The organism is Prevotella pallens (assembly GCF_900454935.1).
In the GTDB taxonomy this organism is placed as follows: domain Bacteria; phylum Bacteroidota; class Bacteroidia; order Bacteroidales; family Bacteroidaceae; genus Prevotella; species Prevotella pallens.
On record NZ_UGTP01000001.1, the window covers coordinates 1,115,324 to 1,133,545 of the forward strand.

The window sequence follows — 18,222 nt, forward strand, 5'->3', positions numbered from 1 at the left end:
ACCTTACCTTAATATCTATACTAATACCTTTGCACCAGAAACTTAATTAAAAACATTATGATAAAAAATAAAATGTTCTGTTTTCAATGTCAGGAAACAGCAAAAGGAACAGGTTGTACCATTAAAGGAGTATGTGGTAAAGAGGCAGAAACCTCAAAGTGGCAAGATTTATTAATAAGCGTTGTGCGTGGTATAGGAACTATTCAACACGCATTAGATGGAAAGCCATCGAAAGAAGTTGCTGATTATATTGTAGATTCGTTATTTGCAACAATAACAAATGCAAACTTTGACGACCAGAGTATTCTAAACAAAGTAGATGCAGGATTATCTATTAAAAAGAAATTGATAGAGGAAGCATCTAATAAGAATATATCACTTCCTGACTATCAAGAAGTTCGTTGGGGTGGAGAAAAATCTGATTATTCAGAAGAAGGAATAAGAGAAGGAGTACTCCGCAACGAAAATCCCGATCTTCGTTCATTAAAAGAACTAACAATACTTGGTCTTAAAGGTATGTCTGCATATTATGATCATGCTTCTCGTTTGGACGAAACGAACGATGAGATTATAGCATTTATGTGCAAAGCTCTTTCTGAAATTAGCAATCCAAATGCAGATATGGACACACTTATCAGCCTTGTACTCGAAACAGGTAAGTATGGTGTAGATGCAATGGCATTACTTGACAAGGCAAATACAAGTGCGTATGGCAATCCTGAGATTACAAAAGTTAATATTGGTGTAGGTAAAAATCCTGGTATTCTTGTCTCAGGACACGACCTTAAAGATATTGAAGATCTGTTAATTCAGACCGAAGGAACAGGTATAGACGTTTATACTCATAGCGAAATGCTACCAGCTCACTACTATCCTCGTCTTAAGAAATACAAACATCTTGTAGGAAACTATGGTAATGCATGGTGGAAGCAAAAGGAAGAGTTTGCAAGCTTCAATGGTCCAATTATCTTTACAACAAACTGTATAGTTCCTCCTACTAAGAATGCAAATTATGCTGATAGAGTTTTCACAACTAACGCTACTGGTTTTCCAGGTTGGAAACATATTGCTACAGGTAAAGATGGAAAGAAAGACTTTTCAGAAGTTATAGCGTTAGCAAAAACTTGTGAAGCTCCACAAGAAATAGAGAAAGGCGAAATAGTAGGTGGATTCGCACATGCACAAGTATTTGCTCTTGCCGATAAAATAGTAGAGGCAGTTAAGAGTGGTGCCATTCGGAAATTTGTTGTTATGAGTGGTTGTGATGGTCGTATGAAGAGTCGCAATTATTATGAAGAATTTGCAAAGGCATTACCAAAAGATGTAGTAATCCTTACCAGTGGTTGTGCTAAATATAAATACAACAAGCTAAATCTTGGAGACATCAATGGAATTCCACGAGTATTAGATGCAGGACAATGTAACGATTCATATTCTTGGGCGGTAGTCGCACTCAAGCTGAAAGAAATATTTGGTGCAAATGACATTAACGACTTACCAATATTCTTCAACATTGCATGGTATGAACAGAAAGCTGTTATTGTTCTTCTAGCACTGCTCCATCTTGGGGTGAAGAATATACATATAGGTCCAACACTTCCTGCCTTTGTTTCAGAAAATGTTCTAAAGGTCTTAATAGATAACTTTGGACTTGCTGGTAATGGAACGGTAGAAGAAGATATTCAGAAATATATTCTTTAGAATAAATTAAGTCCCTCGATATTTTGTCGAAGGACTTTTCTTATTATCACTACAATAAAAATCCATATAATACGTTAATCTTATAAATTGAATAATAATGGAAGTATCAATGTACGAGACACTCGCCAATAGTCCCTTCTTCAATGGATTAACCGCTAAAGAGATACAAGCAATACTACAAACAGTAAATTACAAGATAGTGGAGTATCCTGCAAAAGAAATATACACACTTGCAGGAATGCCATGTAAGTATGCCGATTTTATTCTTAAGGGCGAGTTAATATCACGAATGACAGGCTTATCTGGGAAGCAAGTCCAAATAGATCGTTTAAAGGCGTGTATTTTAATAGCTCCAGCCTTTATCTTTGCAAAAAATAATGCAATGCCAGTTAGTGTTGAAACAGCACAACACACAACGATTATGCGTATGATGCCATCAGAGCTTAAGCATTTAATAGATTCAAATGAGCGTATACGTATGAATTTTATTCAGCTTCTTTCCTCAATCAACGTGTTTCTCACTCAGAAACTTCGTATGTTATCTCTTCTTACAGTTCGAGAGAAAGTAGCTTACTTTTTAATGAAAGTAGCAAAAGAGCAGCAAAGTCGTACAATTAAATTAAGTAACACTCGTCAAGAAATTGCCGATACATTTGGAATACAAAAGTTTTCATTGTTGCGATGCCTTTCTGAATTTGAGGATAATGGAGCTATTAAGATAGATGGCAAACAGATAACAATTCTCAACTCAGATAAAATGAAATGAGGGTGTGTCAAAACTCGTTTCAGCTAAAGACAACTATCATTTTGTAAAGAATAACCGTTACCAAAGAGTTAATAACTCAATGATAACGGTTACTTTAATATTTATGGGGGAGTGAAACTGTTAATATGAAAGGAAGCTTTTCTGAATTCTTAGTTTTGACACACCCCCACTCCCATTGCCTCTTTTATGGGTGCGACTGTTCACCGCCACCACCTTCGGCAGGCTTCTCCTCAGTTGCTTTCGGCTTCTTCCGTGCAGGATTGTCCACTTCCACCTGAATGTCGCTCAGCGACTTGCGCACCGACTCTTTCCACGATACCACGATGTGCGGACGTTTCAACGATGCTGCACAAACATCTTTCTCGCTGGCTTCCATCTTAGAAGTAATCACGGTGCGAAGCGAGAAGATGTCGCCCAGGTCCAACGCTCCGCCCAAGGTTACAACCTCTTTCACAATGTTGCGCAACGTGATGAGCACGTTCCTTACATCGCCTTCGCTCAACGATGTTTCGCGCACAATACGCTCCACTAACCATGTAGACGAAAACCTGTTAGGTGCTTTAGGCACAGCACTGTAAGCCTTCTGCCCCTTCCGCGGGCCCACTTTGAGAATGCTCTCTTTCACTTTGAAGTAAATCATAAGCCTAAGATTTAAAGATTAATAAATATGAGGCTCGCCACATTTGGCTGCACCTCGGTTAATGAATTCAAATTCAGCGTCTTAGCTGTTTATTGTAAGCCTCTTTTGTCTTTCAACTTAAAGTCGTTTTATCGTTTAACTTAAAGTCCTTTCATACTTTAACTTAAAGTCCTCCTGCCGTTTAAGTTAAAGTCCTTTCGTACTTTAACTTAAAGTATAAAGGCTGTGTTAGCCTAACGAATAGCCGCTGTAGAGGCCGACCCATCGTGTCCGTAATGGCTCAATTGTCATAACGTAATAGTCCCATATTCTTTCGGGAACGATAAATCGGTCCCTACGGGCTGCCACACGTTGCGAACACTCAACACCACCAGTCCTGATGGAATTGTTTCGTATCATTAAATTTGTCTTTCACTTGTGCCATGGCATCTGCGCACTCATACTATTTCTTTTTAAAGTATGGCAGCGACTCACGTCGCCACCACATGTATAAAATAGATTAACTGAAACTATATGTATTCAGCAGGCAGAAATGCCGCCCACACAAATACGATGTCTATTTGCCGACAGATGCGTTGTCGGCATCGTCGTCCTCGTCTTCGAAAGAGAAGTCGTGTTCCTTTGCAAGTCCCTCGCCCTCGCCTACCGAGTGGGAAGTGATTACGAACTGGGCGATGTTGGTGTCGGTTGCCAACTCTATTGTCTTTGTCTCGGGAGAAATATATGTCTGTTTCATTGCTTTATTTTATTACTTTCTTACCATTGATTATATAGATGCCGTGAGTCGGATTTACTGCGCGGCGGCCCTGCAAGTCGTAAATTACGTCGGCGTGTGGCTGCTTTGTCGGTTCGATGGTGCTGATGCCTGTTGCTTCGGCCTCCTGGCGGGCACTTTCAAAGTCGACCGTGAAGCTCTTTGCGCGGGCGATGGCTGCCGGAAGGCGCAAGCCTGCATGGTGAGCACCGAGTTTTATGGAGGCTCCGCCGCGAGTGCCCTGGCTGTAGAAGCCCATGCCCTGGTCGCCGTTGGCAAGCACGTAATACTTGTATCCTGCGCCAGAAAGTTCCTGTTCGGTAGCCGTTCCAACGAGATAATTGCCTGCTACGCTCTCTTCTGCGCCAGTTACATTTGCTTGATAAACAACAGTGCTATTGGCAGGTCCTTGCAATATGAATCCCGTCTGCTTCGGTATAATCTTGCCTGCCGTGAAGGCTTTCACCACGGCTTGGTCGGGATTGGCTATGTTTCCGCTCGGCGTTGTCCCCGTGATAATATACGCCGTGCAGCCAGCAGGAACGAGGAAGTTCTCGTTCTCCAAATAGAAACTTCTGTAGCCTGTCGCGCCAAAACTTACTTTCTCGCGATATAAGGAACTTCGTTCAGACCAACCTGGAGTTGTTTGGTAAGCTTTCGTAGCATCTATAGGAACGTAAGCAACCTGTAATGTTGGAACAATACTTGCGTCCATCGGGCATGTTACTCCAGGATAGTTAAGATTTGGAAGAATTGAAGCTGGTGTTGGGTTCTGAAAAGTAACCTCTTTAAGTAACATCTTTGCAAAGACATTTATGGATAATCTATTCACTTTCTCAGGCAAAACAAGGTCTTTCACATTGTGTATAGTACCCATAGTATTATCAACGATTCCATTAATTTCTCGTAGAGTCTGTGGGAGTTTGATGTACGATATACCCCCTATAGAGAAACCTACCATATCGAAATTACCAACGCTTGTTATATGTGTGTTAGAAAGATCTATGTATTTTAGCGACTGCAAATTGTGACATCCATTATCCTCTAATACTTCTAAACTTGATGGGAATATAATCTCTTCTAAGGGTATGACATTATTGTCTATTGCCAGGCTATGAATAACTCGGATATTCTCGGATATAATTATCTTCTTTTGAAAGGTCCATGTTGTAAAATCTAATGTATGGTAACCCAGTTCTGTCACTTTGTAAGTATCGCCACTATAAGGAACCGTTCCAGGTATGGTTACTACACCTGTAGTGTTCGGAGCAATCTGTTCTGTACCAAAACCGCCATTGACGTCGTTACCTCCAATCCTAACATACTTATTAATGGGGTCTATAATCTTAAAATAAAACTTCACATGAGTAACGGGATCTGTCCAGTTCGATTCTTGTGCTTGCCCGACAAGGGTAAAAACAATGGCACAAAATAAAAATAATAATCTTTTCATAATCTTATTTTGAATTAAAAATTGAAACTCACCTTATTTTCTTTTTCAGCTGAATGACTAAAGGGCAAAAAAAATAACAAAGGAAACTTCTGAAAGTCCTTTGTTTACTATAGTTTGCACGACACGCTTCACGCGCGCGTACGCAAAAAATTAGAATTTTAGATAGACCTGGCTTTACTAGAGAGAGAGAGAGAGAGAGAGAGAGAGAGAGAGAGAGAGTATACAAATATTTGGAACTACCAAATATTTATCAATCTTTCTTTCATCTTTTTTCTCCTCGCTTTTCTGCATGCCGTTGCATACAAACATGGCAAGAATGTCTACACCTTTATTATATAAGGCGCAACTCTGTGTAAAGATATGTTTGTTTGCTTGTCTCACTTGTTAAATCTGTTCTAACTCGAGGGCAAAGGTAGTAAAAATATATAAAAGCAACAAACAAATGAAGAAAAAATTTCAAATCGCAAGAAAACATTCTAAAAAGAAACAAGTCCAGATAGATGGTTTAAAGGCTTGTATTCTGATAGTTCCTGCCCTTATTTCTGCTAAAAATATATTTGATTGATTTAGACGAGCGCATATGTATGAATTTCATTCAACTTCTTTCTTCAATCGATGGCAAACAAATAACAATTCTCAACTCAGACAAAATGAAATAGACCTTGATTAAATATTGTCAAGGTCTATTAAATCAAAAGTTTATGCTTTTCTTATAATCTTCTTTGAGTTACGAATAGTTGTATCGTACCTAAATATATGCAATTACATTTCCCAGCCAATAGCTGAAGCACCTAAAACAGCAGCAGCTGCATCGTCAAGCGAGCTTACAAGGAACTTTACATTATCTTTGTAAATTGGTAATACATATTTCTGATATGCTTCTTTAATAGGATTCATCAGTAAATCGCCTGCTTTAGTTAATCCTCCAAAGAAAACAAATGCCTCAGGTGATGTAAATGCTGCAAAATCAGCACAAGCAGCTCCAAGCATATCTCCAGTGAAAGCAAATATATCTAACGCCATCTTATCACCTTTTCCTGCAGCAATCGAAACATCAAGCGATGTTATTTCCTCATGGTCTATCTCGCGAAGCAATGATGGCTCGTTTGATTTCTGAAGATATTCACGAGCAGTTCGTGCAACTCCTGTAGCAGAGCAATAAGCTTCCAAACATCCTTTTCTACCACAACCACAAAGACGTCCACTATCATCGCGTACCATTATTGTATGTCCAAGTTCGCCCGCAAAACCATCAGAGCCATAAACCATTTGTCCATTTACAACAATACCAGAGCCAACGCCTGTACCGAGAGTAAGCATAATAAAATTCTTCATACCTCTAGCTACTCCGTATTGCATCTCACCAATTGCTGCAGCATTCGCATCATTGGTTAATCCAACAGGAATACCTAAACGGTCTGAAAACATATCTGCCAATGGTACTACACCTTCATGTCCCCAAACTAAATTTGCAGCGTGTTCAATAGTTCCACGGTAAAAATTACCATTCGGAGCTCCGATACCCATTGCTTGTATTTGGCTAATACCGCCTACCTTTGTAATGATTGGCTTTAACACTTCAATTCCTGCATCTACAAAATCTTCAACAGTTTTATAACTTTGAGTCTTTATAGAAGAGGTAGAAAGCACTTGTCCACGTTGGTCTACTATTCCAAAAACAGAATTAGTACCCCCTAAGTCTAATCCTATAACGAATGATTTCGGCTCTTGTACATCCATCTTCTTTTTTATATTATATTTAGTTTAATTTGTGGGACAAAGTTATTAAAAAAGCGGAATATGGCAAACTTTTAATTGGTAAATTTGCTTATTCCATATAATTTTCGCAATTTTGCACCAAGTTATGAATATGCTTCTCCTAATCCAATTAGATATACTCGATTTTATATTTAAAGGTATATTAATCGGTATTATTGCGTCTGCACCAATGGGTCCAGTTGGTATTTTGTGTATTCAACGAACTTTAAATAAAGGCAGGTGGTATGGATTTATAACTGGTGTTGGTGCTGCTATAAGTGATATTATTTATGCACTTACTGTCGGACTCGGTATGAGTTTTATAATGGAACCACTACAAGATCCAACTAATCAGTTTGTTTTGCAAATCTCTGGAAGTGTTATCTTGATGCTTTTTGGTGTTTATTGCTTTATGTCTGATCCAACAAAAAAGATGCGCAAGGGGGGTAATACAAAGGGAACACTCTTTCATAATGGATTAACTGCTTTCCTTGTTACTTTCTCTAATCCATTAATAATCTTCTTGTTTGTTGCTACTTTTGCACAATTTGCTTTTATTCAACCGTCTCGTCCAGTTGAAATGGGCATTGGTTTAGCTTCTATTCCTATAGGAGCTTTAATTTGGTGGTATGGTCTTACGTGGCTTGTAAACAAGATACATAACATCTTTGATATGAGTGGTATTCTGATTATTAACAAGATTATAGGATCGATAGTTATTATTTTCTCACTTATAATGCTAATAGGTACAGTGTTTAATTTGTATCATTTACCTTCTTATTATTAACTTTTATGCTTATTGCTAAAGAACTACGAAAGAAAAGTATTGCTGAATATCTATTGTATATGTGGCAAATAGAGGATATTATACGTGCTTATCAATGTTCTCTAACGAAAATTCGCAGAGAGTATATAGATAAATTCGATTATACAGATGTGCAGAAAGATGAAGAGGAAGATTGGTTTGGCGACCTTATAAGAATGATGAATCAAGAAGGATGTAGAGAAAGTGGACATTTGCAAATAAATAAAGTGGTAATGCAATCGCTTAATGAACTCCACGCACAGCTACTAGCCTCATCTAAATTTCCATTCTATTCTGCAGAGTATTATCGTGTATTGCCTTTTATTGTAGAACTTCGTGGAAAAACGAAGCAGGTTGCTGATAGAATGGCGCGCAAAAACGAACCTAATTTAAAAGAGATTGCTGCCAATCTTGGGCATAGCGAGATAGAAACTTGCTTTGATCTTCTTTACGGCGTAATGATGCTTCGACTGCAAAAGAAGGAAATTAGCCATGAAACAGAAGTAGCATTAAAAGAAATAATAACGCTCATTGGTATGCTTTCAGACTATTATCTGAAAGATAAAACTGAAGGATTACAATTTGAAGATTAAAATAAAAGAAATATGAACATATTAGTTACAGGTGCAAACGGTATGCTGGGAAATACCATTCAGGTGGTAGTGAAGAACAGCAACGACCATTATATTTTTACTGATGTATGCGATGGCTATCAAAAACTTGATATTACGGACCTTGACGATATACGTAAAATAGTAAAGGAACATAATATAAAATGTATAATAAATTGTGCGGCGTGGACAAACGTTGATGCCGCAGAAACTGCTGGCAACATTGTAGAAACGCTCAATGCCACTGCTCCAGAAAACTTAGCAAAGGCTATGAAAGAGGTTGATGGACTGTTGGTACACATCAGCACCGATTATGTTTTTGGCGGAGACCCATACAACACACCTTGCAAAGAAGACCAGAAAGGCACACCAACAGGTGTTTATGGACTAACGAAACTACACGGCGAAGAGAAAATTAAAGCCGTGGGAGGCAAACACATCATTATAAGAACGGCGTGGCTCTATGGTGAATTTGGCAAAAACTTCGTAAAGACGATGATGAATCTTACTGCCACGAAGTCCGAACTGAAGGTTGTGTTCGACCAATGTGGTACGCCAACTTACGCTGTAGATCTAGCCAATGCAATATTCAATATTATTGAAAACAGAAAATACGAAGGTAAAACAGGTATATATCATTTTTCGAATGAAGGAGTTTGTAGCTGGTACGACTTTGCAAAGCAAATTGCAAAACTATCCGGCAATACCAACTGCAACATTCAGCCGTGTCATAGCAACGAGTTTCCATCGCCTGTAAAACGTCCAGCTTATTCTGTGTTCGACAAAACAAAAATAAAAGAGACCTTTGGCACAAATGTCCCTTATTGGGAAGATAGTTTGGAGAGATGTATGGAAAACTTGCTGAGAGAAGCATAAAAACAGTAGTTGCTCACGAAAGACAATGAATAATATTCCTATGAACGAAATAGAACGTAGAAGAACCTTTGCTATTATTTCACACCCTGACGCTGGTAAAACTACTCTTACAGAGAAGTTTCTTTTGTTTGGTGGACAGATACAAGTGGCAGGGGCAGTTAAGAATAACAAGATAAAGAAGACGGCAACTTCCGACTGGATGGATATAGAAAAACAACGTGGTATTTCTGTTTCCACCTCAGTTATGGAATTCGATTACGAAGGCTATAAGGTGAATATATTAGATACACCAGGACACCAAGACTTTGCAGAAGATACTTATCGAACACTTACTGCTGTTGATTCAGCTATTATTGTGGTGGATTCTGCAAAAGGTGTAGAAACGCAAACAAGAAAACTTATGGAAGTGTGCCGAATGCGTAACACTCCTGTAATAATTTTCATAAACAAGATGGACCGTGAAGGTCGTGAACCGTTCGACTTACTTGATGAACTGGAAGAGGAATTGCAAATAAGTGTCCGCCCACTTTCTTGGCCAATAGGACAAGGACAACGTTTCAAAGGAGTTTATAACATATACGAACAGAATCTAAACTTATTCACGCCAAACAAGCAACGTGTAACAGAAAAGGTAGAAATTAAATTGGACAATGCCGATTTAGCTGCTCATATTGGAGACGATGCTGCAGAACAATTGCGTGCCGACCTTGAACTGGTTGATGGGGTATACCCTGAATTTAATCTCGGAGCATACCGTTCAGCAAAGGTTGCACCTGTTTTCTTTGGTTCAGCACTGAATAATTTTGGAGTACAGGAACTACTGAATTGTTTCGTTCGCATTGCACCAAGCCCCAAACCTACTATGGCGGAGGAACGATTGGTTGAGCCTGAAGAGAAAAAGTTTAGTGGTTTTATATTTAAAATCACCGCAAATATCGACCCTAACCATCGTAGTTGTATTGCATTTTGTAAGATTTGTTCAGGAAAGTTTGAGCGCAATCAGCCTTATCTACATGTAAGAAACGGCAAAACACTACGTTTCTCATCGCCTACACAATTTATGGCGCAACGTAAAAGTACTGTCGATGAAGCATATCCAGGCGATATAGTAGGCTTACCCGATACTGGCGGTGTATTCAAAATAGGCGATACTCTTACCGAAGGAGAACAATTGCACTTTCGAGGACTACCTAGTTTCTCACCCGAACTGTTTAAATACATAGAGAACGATGATCCTATGAAAGCCAAACAATTTCAGAAAGGTTTGGAACAACTTATGAACGAAGGTGTAGCACAGCTATTTATCAATCAGTTCAACAATCGTAAAATTGTAGGAACCGTAGGACAACTTCAGTTCGAAGTAATACAATATCGTTTGGAACACGAATACAACGCCAAGTGTAGATGGGAACCTGTACACCTACACAAAGCTTGTTGGATAGAAGCAGAAAATGCCGAAGCACTCGAGAACTTCAAGAAACGTAAATATCAGTATATGGCAAAAGATACAGAAGGACGAGATGTATTTCTTGCTGATTCTGGCTATGTGCTCAGTATGGCACAACAAGATTTTGAAGATATAAAGTTCCACTTTACTAGCGAATTTTAGTGAATAGGTATTGATTATAATGCTTATTTAAAGTTAAGTAGTCTGCCTTATTATATAATAAATTTTCGTTAAAATAAAAAGTATTAAACTACTATTTCCCCATATCGAATATGGCGTTGCATATAAACAGATGCAACGCCATATTTGTTTTATATAGCTAGTTTTTAAAGAGAATATAAACAGCATCTACTTTTACGTATAGATTAAATAGAGTGTATCAGAAGTATAGAAAATTCACCCAGATGTTAGTAACTCTTCTTTCAGATATCTATTACGTTCGTTTCAGATATCTGTCAGTTGCGTTTTAGATATCTGTCAGTTGCAAATTAGACATCATAACAAACTACAGCCTTTGAGACTTTTATTTCTCCTTATTTTACTAGATAATTTTTGGTTATATTAGCTACTTCTGTAGACGCTTTCTTATTATGCCTACTGAATAGTTAAACACAAGTTTAAAACCTATGTTGGAATAATAAACTCCTGGTCTTACTATATTATATTGCTTGAGCGGAATTTATTTAAATGCAAATTATGAATTCCTTTATTCTTCAATATTTTATTTTTAATACTGTTATAAATATCTGAATAATAATGTGATATTTCAATATTAGTGCATATAAGTAGAATTTCTTATACTAACTCTTTTATCTCTATCGCTTTTCTACTGTATCTATTTTACTCACCAATGGCTTATTTATGTTGAATGAGTTCTCTCTAATATTGTAGAAAGAATCTATTCTCGTATGTAGCTAAATGAACATCATTATTTAAGATAAAACTCATCTGTTAATTCTCTATACCATTCCGATTTCTTTCCATTACAATCTTGCAAGCATTCTGTTGTTGAGTAGTATTCGCTTGGAATCTTTCCTAATTCTATTAACACCCGTTTAGGGTGTTTGTAAGGAGTGGTCTGTATAAATATTTTTTTTAAGACTGAAAATCCATTTGAAATGGCTTCAGGTTCTATAATATGATACGAATCAATAGGAAGAATTAAAGAAAAGAGTCCACTTGATGAAAGTAGTTTATAGGCTGATTTTATAAGAACATTGAAGGGGAGCGTGTCAGTGTGTCTTGCTATGGTTTTATTTTCATTTCGATTTTTCATTGAATTTTCAAAATAGGGCGGATTACATACTATAGCATCATATAGACCTTGTTTTTCAGAATAATTCTGCAACGAACAATGTTTAACGGTAATTTGTTCTGCAAATGGAGAACTTTCTACATTTCTCTTTGCTTGCATTACAGCCCTTGTATCTATTTCTATGGCATCAATATGAGAAGAAGAAAATCGTTGCGCTAGCATTAAAGCTATTAATCCAGTTCCTGTTCCAATATCAAGAATATATTTGCCTCCAGTTGCCCAACTCCCTAACAGAACACCATCAGTTCCCACTTTCATAGCACATTCATCTTGTTCTATATGGAACTGTTTAAAAGTAAAGCCCATTTATATATTTAGTTTTCGTAGTATTGTTTTATTCAGAGCCTGAAACTTCCTACCTTGTTTATTTAAATTGGAACGAATTAAATCAATATTTGAGAATAATTGCGAGAAAGAAGTTTGTATCATATTAGGCTTTCGTTTATCCTTGTGTTCTTTCGGATTAACAACAACTTTAATTCCTCGTGGTACAATCCTAATATCAACATCGTTTCCAGCCATAATCGGGTCGCCATCAAAATGTATTACGCCTTCTTTTTTTCTATGGATATGAATATGTTTTGCTTTGAATGTTTTTATCTTGGAACTTTTATTGAGTGTTTTATTGAACATCTCTATTGCTACTTGTGGTGCATCGAGTATATCAAAAGGTTCCATAATAATAATATCCAACATGCCATCGCTCATTGACGCTTGTGGTGCAATATAAGCATTATTTCCATATTGCGATGCATTTGCTACCGATACAAGGAATGCTTTGTAATGGTGAGTTCCTTCATTATCTTCAATATCGTATGTTTCGGGTTCGTATTTTAATCCCTCCTCCAATACTTTCTGAACGTATGTTATAACACCTCGTTTACCAGCTTCTGCAAATTTCATAGAAATGAAAGCATCAAATCCCATTCCACAGGTACAAAAGAATGGCATATCGTTAATTATACCATAATCTAATTTATGAATACATGCTTGATTTAATATATGAAGACTTCCTTTTACGTTCACAGGAATATCCAAGTGCCGAGCAAGTCCATTGCCAGAGCCAACAGGAATAATTCCCAATGCAGTGTCTGTATTAATAAGTGCTTTCCCTATTTCGTTTACGGTACCATCGCCTCCAACGGCAACAACAATGGTAAACTTGTCTTTTACAGCCTGTTGTGTTAGTTTTGTAGCGTGTCCTGCATATTCTGTATATACAATCTGGTAATCGAATAAATTCTTGTCAATGCATTTATCAATTAATTCTGGAAGAGAATCCTTTTTGCCTATTCCAGACTTAGGATTTATAATGAATAGAATTTTAGCCTTCATATATCACGTTTTGTTTTCTTGCGAAGAATTAAACAACAAAATTACATATTAATTAGTATCCCATCATTGTTTTATAGTGAAAAAACTTTAATTCGTTAATCAATTAATAATTAATGCAATATTTCAGTAAAAAATTGTATCTTTGCAGCCTAAAGAAAAACGTAGCTTAGCTACACCTAATTTAAATATGGGACAGTTACAAGAAAAATACAAGAGTTACCGTGATCCGCAAAAGTTTATGAAAATGGGTGTATACCCATATTTTCGCGAAATCACAAGTAAGCAAGGCACTGAAGTAACCGATATAGATGGACATCACATATTGATGTTTGGCTCTAATGCTTATACGGGTCTAACAAACGATCCAAGAGTTATCGAAGCTGGTAAAAAGGCCTTAGACAAATATGGTTCTGGATGTGCTGGTAGCCGATTCCTGAATGGTACATTGGACTTGCATGTACAATTGGAAGAAGAACTTGCAAAGTATATGCATAAAGACGATGTTCTTTGTTTCTCTACAGGATTTTCTGTAAATTCAGGAGTTTTAGCAACAGTAGTTGGACGTGGTGATTATATTATTTGCGATGACCGTGACCACGCTAGTATTGTAGATGGACGACGCTTGAGTTTTGCTACGCAACTACATTATAAGCATAATGATATGGAAGATCTTGAGCGAGTATTACAAAAATTACCTCAAGATGCTATAAAACTTATAGTTGTTGATGGTGTATTCTCTATGGAAGGAGACCTTGCTAACCTCCCAGAGATAGTACGATTGAAACATAAGTATAATTGTTCTGTTATGGTCGATGAGGCTCATGGATTGGGCGTTTTTGGTAAGCAGGGTAGAGGAGTTTGTGATCATTTTGGTTTGACAGACGATGTTGACCTTATTATGGGAACATTCTCAAAGAGTTTGGCTTCTATTGGTGGGTTTATTGCTGCTGATAAAGATACTATAAACTTCTTACGACATACATGTAGAACTTATATTTTCTCTGCTAGTAATACACCTGCAGCAACAGCTGCTGCCTTAGAGGCTTTACATATTATTCAAGCTGAGCCAGAACGACAAGATCATTTGTGGGAAGTTACAAATTATGCATTGCAACGTTTCCGTGAAGAAGGTTTTGAGATAGGTGATACTGCTAGTCCTATAATTCCACTTTATGTACGCGATATCAATAAAACGTTTATTGTAACAAAGTTGGCTTACGATGCAGGCGTATTTATTAATCCTGTTATACCACCCGCATGTGCTCCACAAGATACACTCGTAAGATTTGCACTTATGGCAACACATACGAAAGAACAAGTTGAGCGTGGCGTTGTAATTCTAAAGCAGATTTTCCAAGATCAAGGTATTATTAAATAGTGTTGTAGAGTTATACTAGCAATACTTCCAAATAAAAGGGCTTGTAATCGTTGTTGTTGTCGATTACAAGCCCTTTTACTTTATAACAAATATGGTGTCAGCAATAATTCGTAGATAATTGTAAGTTATTTTTTTGTTTAATATAAATCAATGGCTAGAAACCCTGAAGTTATGGCTTCAGGGCACTTCTAACAACTGATAAATTATATTTGTTTTATTTCAAGTTCTTCACAAACCATTCTGTAATTTGTCGGAAGAGATGGTTACGTGTGTTACCACCGAAAATACTATGATTGCGGTTCGTATAGAAGTTTTCTTTGAAATCTTTATCTGCTTGCACTAATGCTTCTGAATATTCGTAAGCATTCTGAATATGCACATTATCATCGGCAATACCATGACAGATGAGTAATTTAGCATTCATTTTAGATGCACGTTCGATAGGGTTTACAGCATATCCATCAGGATTTTCTTGTGGTGTACGCATATAACGCTCAGTATAAACAGTATCATACCAACGCCAATTAGTTGGTGGAGCAACAGAAACACCTGCTTTAAAGGCATTACGTCCTTCACTTAAACTCATTAAAGTATTGAAACCACCAAAACTCCAGCCCCATATACCAATATTATTAGCATCAACAAATGGTTGTTTTGCTATCCAAAGAGCAGCCTCAACCTGATCTTTTGATTCTAAATCACCTAATTTAAGATAAGTACATTTCTCAAATTCCGAGCCACGAGCACCAGTTCCACGTCCATCAACACAAGCGACAATAAATCCCTGCTGTGTAAGATACGATTCGTAAATGCCACCAGCACCCATTGCACCAAGTGTCCAACGATCTACAACCTGCTGACTTCCAGGACCACTGTATTGGTAAAAGATGACAGGATACTTCTTATTAGGGTCGAAATTCTTAGGCTTTACTATCCATCCATTCAGTTGAACACCTTCAGAAGTAGTGAACTTGAAGAAATCACGAGTGGGCAAATCATATTTAGCCATATCCTTTATGAGGGCATCGTTGTTGAGAACTTCTCGTACAATATGTCCTTTATTATTGTAGATAGCGTATGAATACGGAGAGTTTCTGTCGCTCCAATTATTCAGGAAGTACTTATAATCGCCAGAGAACACAGCAGAATTCCAACCATCCTTTGTTGTTAAACATGTTACTTTTCCATTCTTGTCGGCTACATATATTTCACGTTGCATTGGTGTTTTTGCAGCTGCTTGAAAATAAGTGTTACCTGTAGTTTCATCAAAGCCATAGACTTCATCAACATCATACTTTCCTTTTTCTATTTGGCGAATAAATCTTCCATCAATATTATAAAGGTATAAGTGCATATGGCCATCGCGGTCAGAGGGGAAAAGTATATAATCGTTCATTACACGAATACCTCCCATAGCTTCTTCTTTAACATATTTATTTGCATTCTCTTTTATAAGCAAGTTACATTCACCTGTAGTTGGGTTTGCTTTGTAGAGGTTTAGCTCGTCTTGATGGCGGTTCATCGTATAAATAATAATACGGTCGGCGAATTTAGTAGACTTTATCCGTGGGATGTAACCATCAGAATCGAGTGGAAAATTATAAGTGATAGTCTTTCCTGATTCTAATGAATAAGCGTGAACAGATACTTTCGAGTTGTCTTCTCCAGCTTTTGGATATTTGTACGAATACAGCCCTGGATAAACAGCATACTGTTTGAATGTAGGTTTCGCACCTTCAAACATTTGTAATGAATAGGTTTTAACTTTTGATTCATCGTAACGTATCCAACTTAAAGTCTTGCTATCGGCACTCCACGCCAATGCATTATTAAAACCAAATTCCTCTTCATTCACCCAATCAGGCACTCCGTTGATTATTTCATTGAACTTTCCATCGGTTGTTATTTGCTTTTCAGTAGTTCCATCGGTGATAAAGATATTATTGCTGCGTACAAATGCAATATACTTTCCATTTGGAGAGAAGGTTGGAATTTGTTGTGGACCATCTTTCGATAGTGTCTTCAGAGATTTATTCTTTACATCATATAGAAGGAAATCTGCAGTAAAGGAACGGCGATAAATTCGCTTTGTATCTGTTTGAATAAGAATAAACTGCCCATCGCCTGTAATTTCATAATCTTCTATTGACTTTAGATTGGAATCATGATACTTGGTAAAGTCGAAAAGTACACCTGTTTCTTTACCAGTAACAAAAGAGTAGGCTACTATTTTCTTTCTATCCGCAGAAATTTGCGCATAATCCGATGTTCCTCTCAATGGGTTAATACCAGAAATAGTCTTAGCTGCGAAAGCACCTTTCGTCATATCTTCCAACTTAAGAGGCTCATTCGCAAACGTATGAACAGACGTTGCTACTAACGCTGCACACATAAGAAGTATTTTTTTCATTGTATATTAAATTGATTTAGTACAGCAAAAGTACAAAAAAAGAAGTAAATTTGCAAAACAATGGAACAATACTATAATGATTTTGGTACTTGGATAAGAAAACAACTACCTTTTAGAGTGCAGAAAATTTCTATAGATGCAGGATTTACTTGTCCTAATCGAGACGGGAAAATTGGTGTTGGTGGTTGTATATTCTGTGATAATAAGAGCTTCAATCCATCTTATTGTAGTCATAGAAAGAGCATAACAGAACAGTTGGAAGATGGTAAACACTTCTTTGCGAAGAAGTATCCAGATATGAAATATTTAGCTTATTTCCAAGCATATACAAATACATACGATAAAGTGGATAAGCTAAAACTGCTTTACGAAGAGGCTTTACAAGTAAAAGATGTTGTTGGTATTGTAATAGGCACACGGCCTGACTGTGTTAGCAACGAATTGTTAGATTATCTGGAAGAATTGAATAAAGAAACATTCCTTATCGTAGAATATGGTATTGAAAGTTGTAACGATGAAACTTTGCACTATATAAACCGTGGGCACAACTTTGCATGTACACGCAAAGCAATAGAAAAAACTGCGGAAAGAAATATTTATGTAGGTGGGCACGTTATAATGGGACTACCTGGTGAAGATGCTTCGGAAAGCCTGAGACAGGCTCCCATCATATCATCGTTGCCCCTGACGATGCTCAAAATACACCAAATGCAGATTATAAAAGGCACGAGATTAGCGAAGATATACAAAGAAAAACCTTTTCATTTATATACTGTTGAGGAGTATATTGACCTTATTATAAAATATATAAGACTATTGAGAAGAGATTTAGTATTAGAGAGGTTTGTAACTCAAAGTCCATCAGAAATGCTGGTTGCACCGAAATGGGGACTAAAGAATTATGAATTTACCAACTTATTGAATAAAAGGTTGAGAGAAGAAGGATTACATTTGAAAGTATAAATAGTTATAA

Annotated in this window: 17 protein-coding genes; 9 read left to right on the forward strand and 8 right to left on the reverse strand. The window is 37.1% G+C overall.

The features are described from left to right. Positions 1-57 precede the first annotated feature (57 nt). Positions 58-1,701: a hydroxylamine reductase gene (gene hcp, locus DX009_RS04825; protein ID WP_115083191.1), complete on the forward strand. Its 1,644-nt coding sequence runs from the start codon at positions 58-60 to the stop codon at positions 1,699-1,701. Between the two features lie 97 nt (positions 1,702-1,798). Then, positions 1,799-2,467, forward strand: a complete 669-nt coding sequence (locus DX009_RS04830) for a Crp/Fnr family transcriptional regulator (protein WP_115083192.1) — start codon at positions 1,799-1,801, stop codon at positions 2,465-2,467. A 184-nt stretch (positions 2,468-2,651) separates the two neighbouring features. Here DX009_RS04830 and DX009_RS04835 read toward each other — a convergent pair whose 3' ends face one another. From DX009_RS04835 to DX009_RS04845, 4 genes are all read right to left on the reverse strand, one after another. Continuing rightward, positions 2,652-3,107, reverse strand: a complete 456-nt coding sequence (locus tag DX009_RS04835) for an HU family DNA-binding protein (protein ID WP_115083193.1) — start codon at positions 3,105-3,107, stop codon at positions 2,652-2,654. Positions 3,108-3,335: 228 nt separating this feature from the next. Further along, complete coding sequence (locus DX009_RS13305; protein WP_181792314.1) at positions 3,336-3,506, reverse strand: hypothetical protein; 171 nt, start codon at positions 3,504-3,506, stop codon at positions 3,336-3,338. Positions 3,507-3,663: 157 nt separating this feature from the next. After that, positions 3,664-3,843: a hypothetical protein gene (locus tag DX009_RS04840; RefSeq protein WP_115083194.1), complete on the reverse strand. Its 180-nt coding sequence runs from the start codon at positions 3,841-3,843 to the stop codon at positions 3,664-3,666. A 4-nt stretch (positions 3,844-3,847) separates the two neighbouring features. Next, positions 3,848-5,314, reverse strand: coding sequence for a leucine-rich repeat protein (locus tag DX009_RS04845; protein WP_115083195.1), 1,467 nt, complete (start codon positions 5,312-5,314; stop codon positions 3,848-3,850). A 442-nt stretch (positions 5,315-5,756) separates the two neighbouring features. Between DX009_RS04845 and DX009_RS13725 the strand changes: the two genes are divergently transcribed. Beyond that, positions 5,757-5,879: a hypothetical protein gene (locus tag DX009_RS13725; RefSeq protein WP_262510424.1), complete on the forward strand. Its 123-nt coding sequence runs from the start codon at positions 5,757-5,759 to the stop codon at positions 5,877-5,879. A 197-nt stretch (positions 5,880-6,076) separates the two neighbouring features. Here the strand turns inward: DX009_RS13725 and DX009_RS04855 are convergent, their stop codons facing one another. Then, complete coding sequence (locus tag DX009_RS04855; protein ID WP_115083197.1) at positions 6,077-7,054, reverse strand: ROK family protein; 978 nt, start codon at positions 7,052-7,054, stop codon at positions 6,077-6,079. A 124-nt stretch (positions 7,055-7,178) separates the two neighbouring features. Here DX009_RS04855 and DX009_RS04860 point away from each other — a divergent pair, with 124 nt between their 5' ends. Genes DX009_RS04860 through DX009_RS04875 form a run of 4 tightly spaced genes read left to right on the forward strand, consistent with a single transcriptional unit; the run spans position 7,179 to position 10,973 of the window. Then, the gene (locus DX009_RS04860; protein WP_006045011.1) at positions 7,179-7,859 is read left to right on the forward strand and encodes a LysE family translocator; all 681 of its coding nucleotides are present in this window, start codon (positions 7,179-7,181) and stop codon (positions 7,857-7,859) included. Positions 7,860-7,864: 5 nt separating this feature from the next. After that, the gene (locus tag DX009_RS04865; protein ID WP_115083198.1) at positions 7,865-8,470 is read left to right on the forward strand and encodes a DUF4924 family protein; all 606 of its coding nucleotides are present in this window, start codon (positions 7,865-7,867) and stop codon (positions 8,468-8,470) included. Positions 8,471-8,482: 12 nt separating this feature from the next. Then, on the forward strand, positions 8,483-9,364 hold the full coding sequence (gene rfbD / locus DX009_RS04870; protein ID WP_115083199.1) for a dTDP-4-dehydrorhamnose reductase: 882 nt from the start codon (positions 8,483-8,485) through the stop codon (positions 9,362-9,364). 40 nt (positions 9,365-9,404) lie between these two features. Continuing rightward, positions 9,405-10,973, forward strand: a complete 1,569-nt coding sequence (locus DX009_RS04875; RefSeq protein ID WP_115083813.1) for a peptide chain release factor 3 — start codon at positions 9,405-9,407, stop codon at positions 10,971-10,973. 766 nt (positions 10,974-11,739) lie between these two features. Here DX009_RS04875 and DX009_RS04880 read toward each other — a convergent pair. Both DX009_RS04880 and DX009_RS04885 read right to left on the reverse strand, forming a co-directional pair. After that, positions 11,740-12,432 (reverse strand): tRNA1(Val) (adenine(37)-N6)-methyltransferase, encoded by a 693-nt coding sequence (locus tag DX009_RS04880; RefSeq protein WP_115083200.1) that lies wholly within the window; start codon positions 12,430-12,432, stop codon positions 11,740-11,742. Beyond that, positions 12,433-13,461: a diacylglycerol/lipid kinase family protein gene (locus tag DX009_RS04885; protein ID WP_115083201.1), complete on the reverse strand. Its 1,029-nt coding sequence runs from the start codon at positions 13,459-13,461 to the stop codon at positions 12,433-12,435. It lies immediately after the preceding gene. A 187-nt stretch (positions 13,462-13,648) separates the two neighbouring features. Here DX009_RS04885 and spt point away from each other — a divergent pair, with 187 nt between their 5' ends. Next, on the forward strand, positions 13,649-14,839 hold the full coding sequence (gene spt, locus DX009_RS04890) for a serine palmitoyltransferase (protein WP_040595602.1): 1,191 nt from the start codon (positions 13,649-13,651) through the stop codon (positions 14,837-14,839). A gap of 214 nt (positions 14,840-15,053) precedes the next feature. Here spt and DX009_RS04895 read toward each other — a convergent pair whose 3' ends face one another. Next, a complete protein-coding gene (locus DX009_RS04895) occupies positions 15,054-17,249 on the reverse strand; it encodes a S9 family peptidase (protein ID WP_115083202.1) in 2,196 nt (731 codons plus the stop codon). A 60-nt stretch (positions 17,250-17,309) separates the two neighbouring features. Between DX009_RS04895 and DX009_RS04900 the strand changes: the two genes are divergently transcribed. Then, a complete protein-coding gene (locus DX009_RS04900; protein WP_115083203.1) occupies positions 17,310-18,212 on the forward strand; it encodes a TIGR01212 family radical SAM protein in 903 nt (300 codons plus the stop codon). Positions 18,213-18,222: the final 10 nt, after the last annotated feature.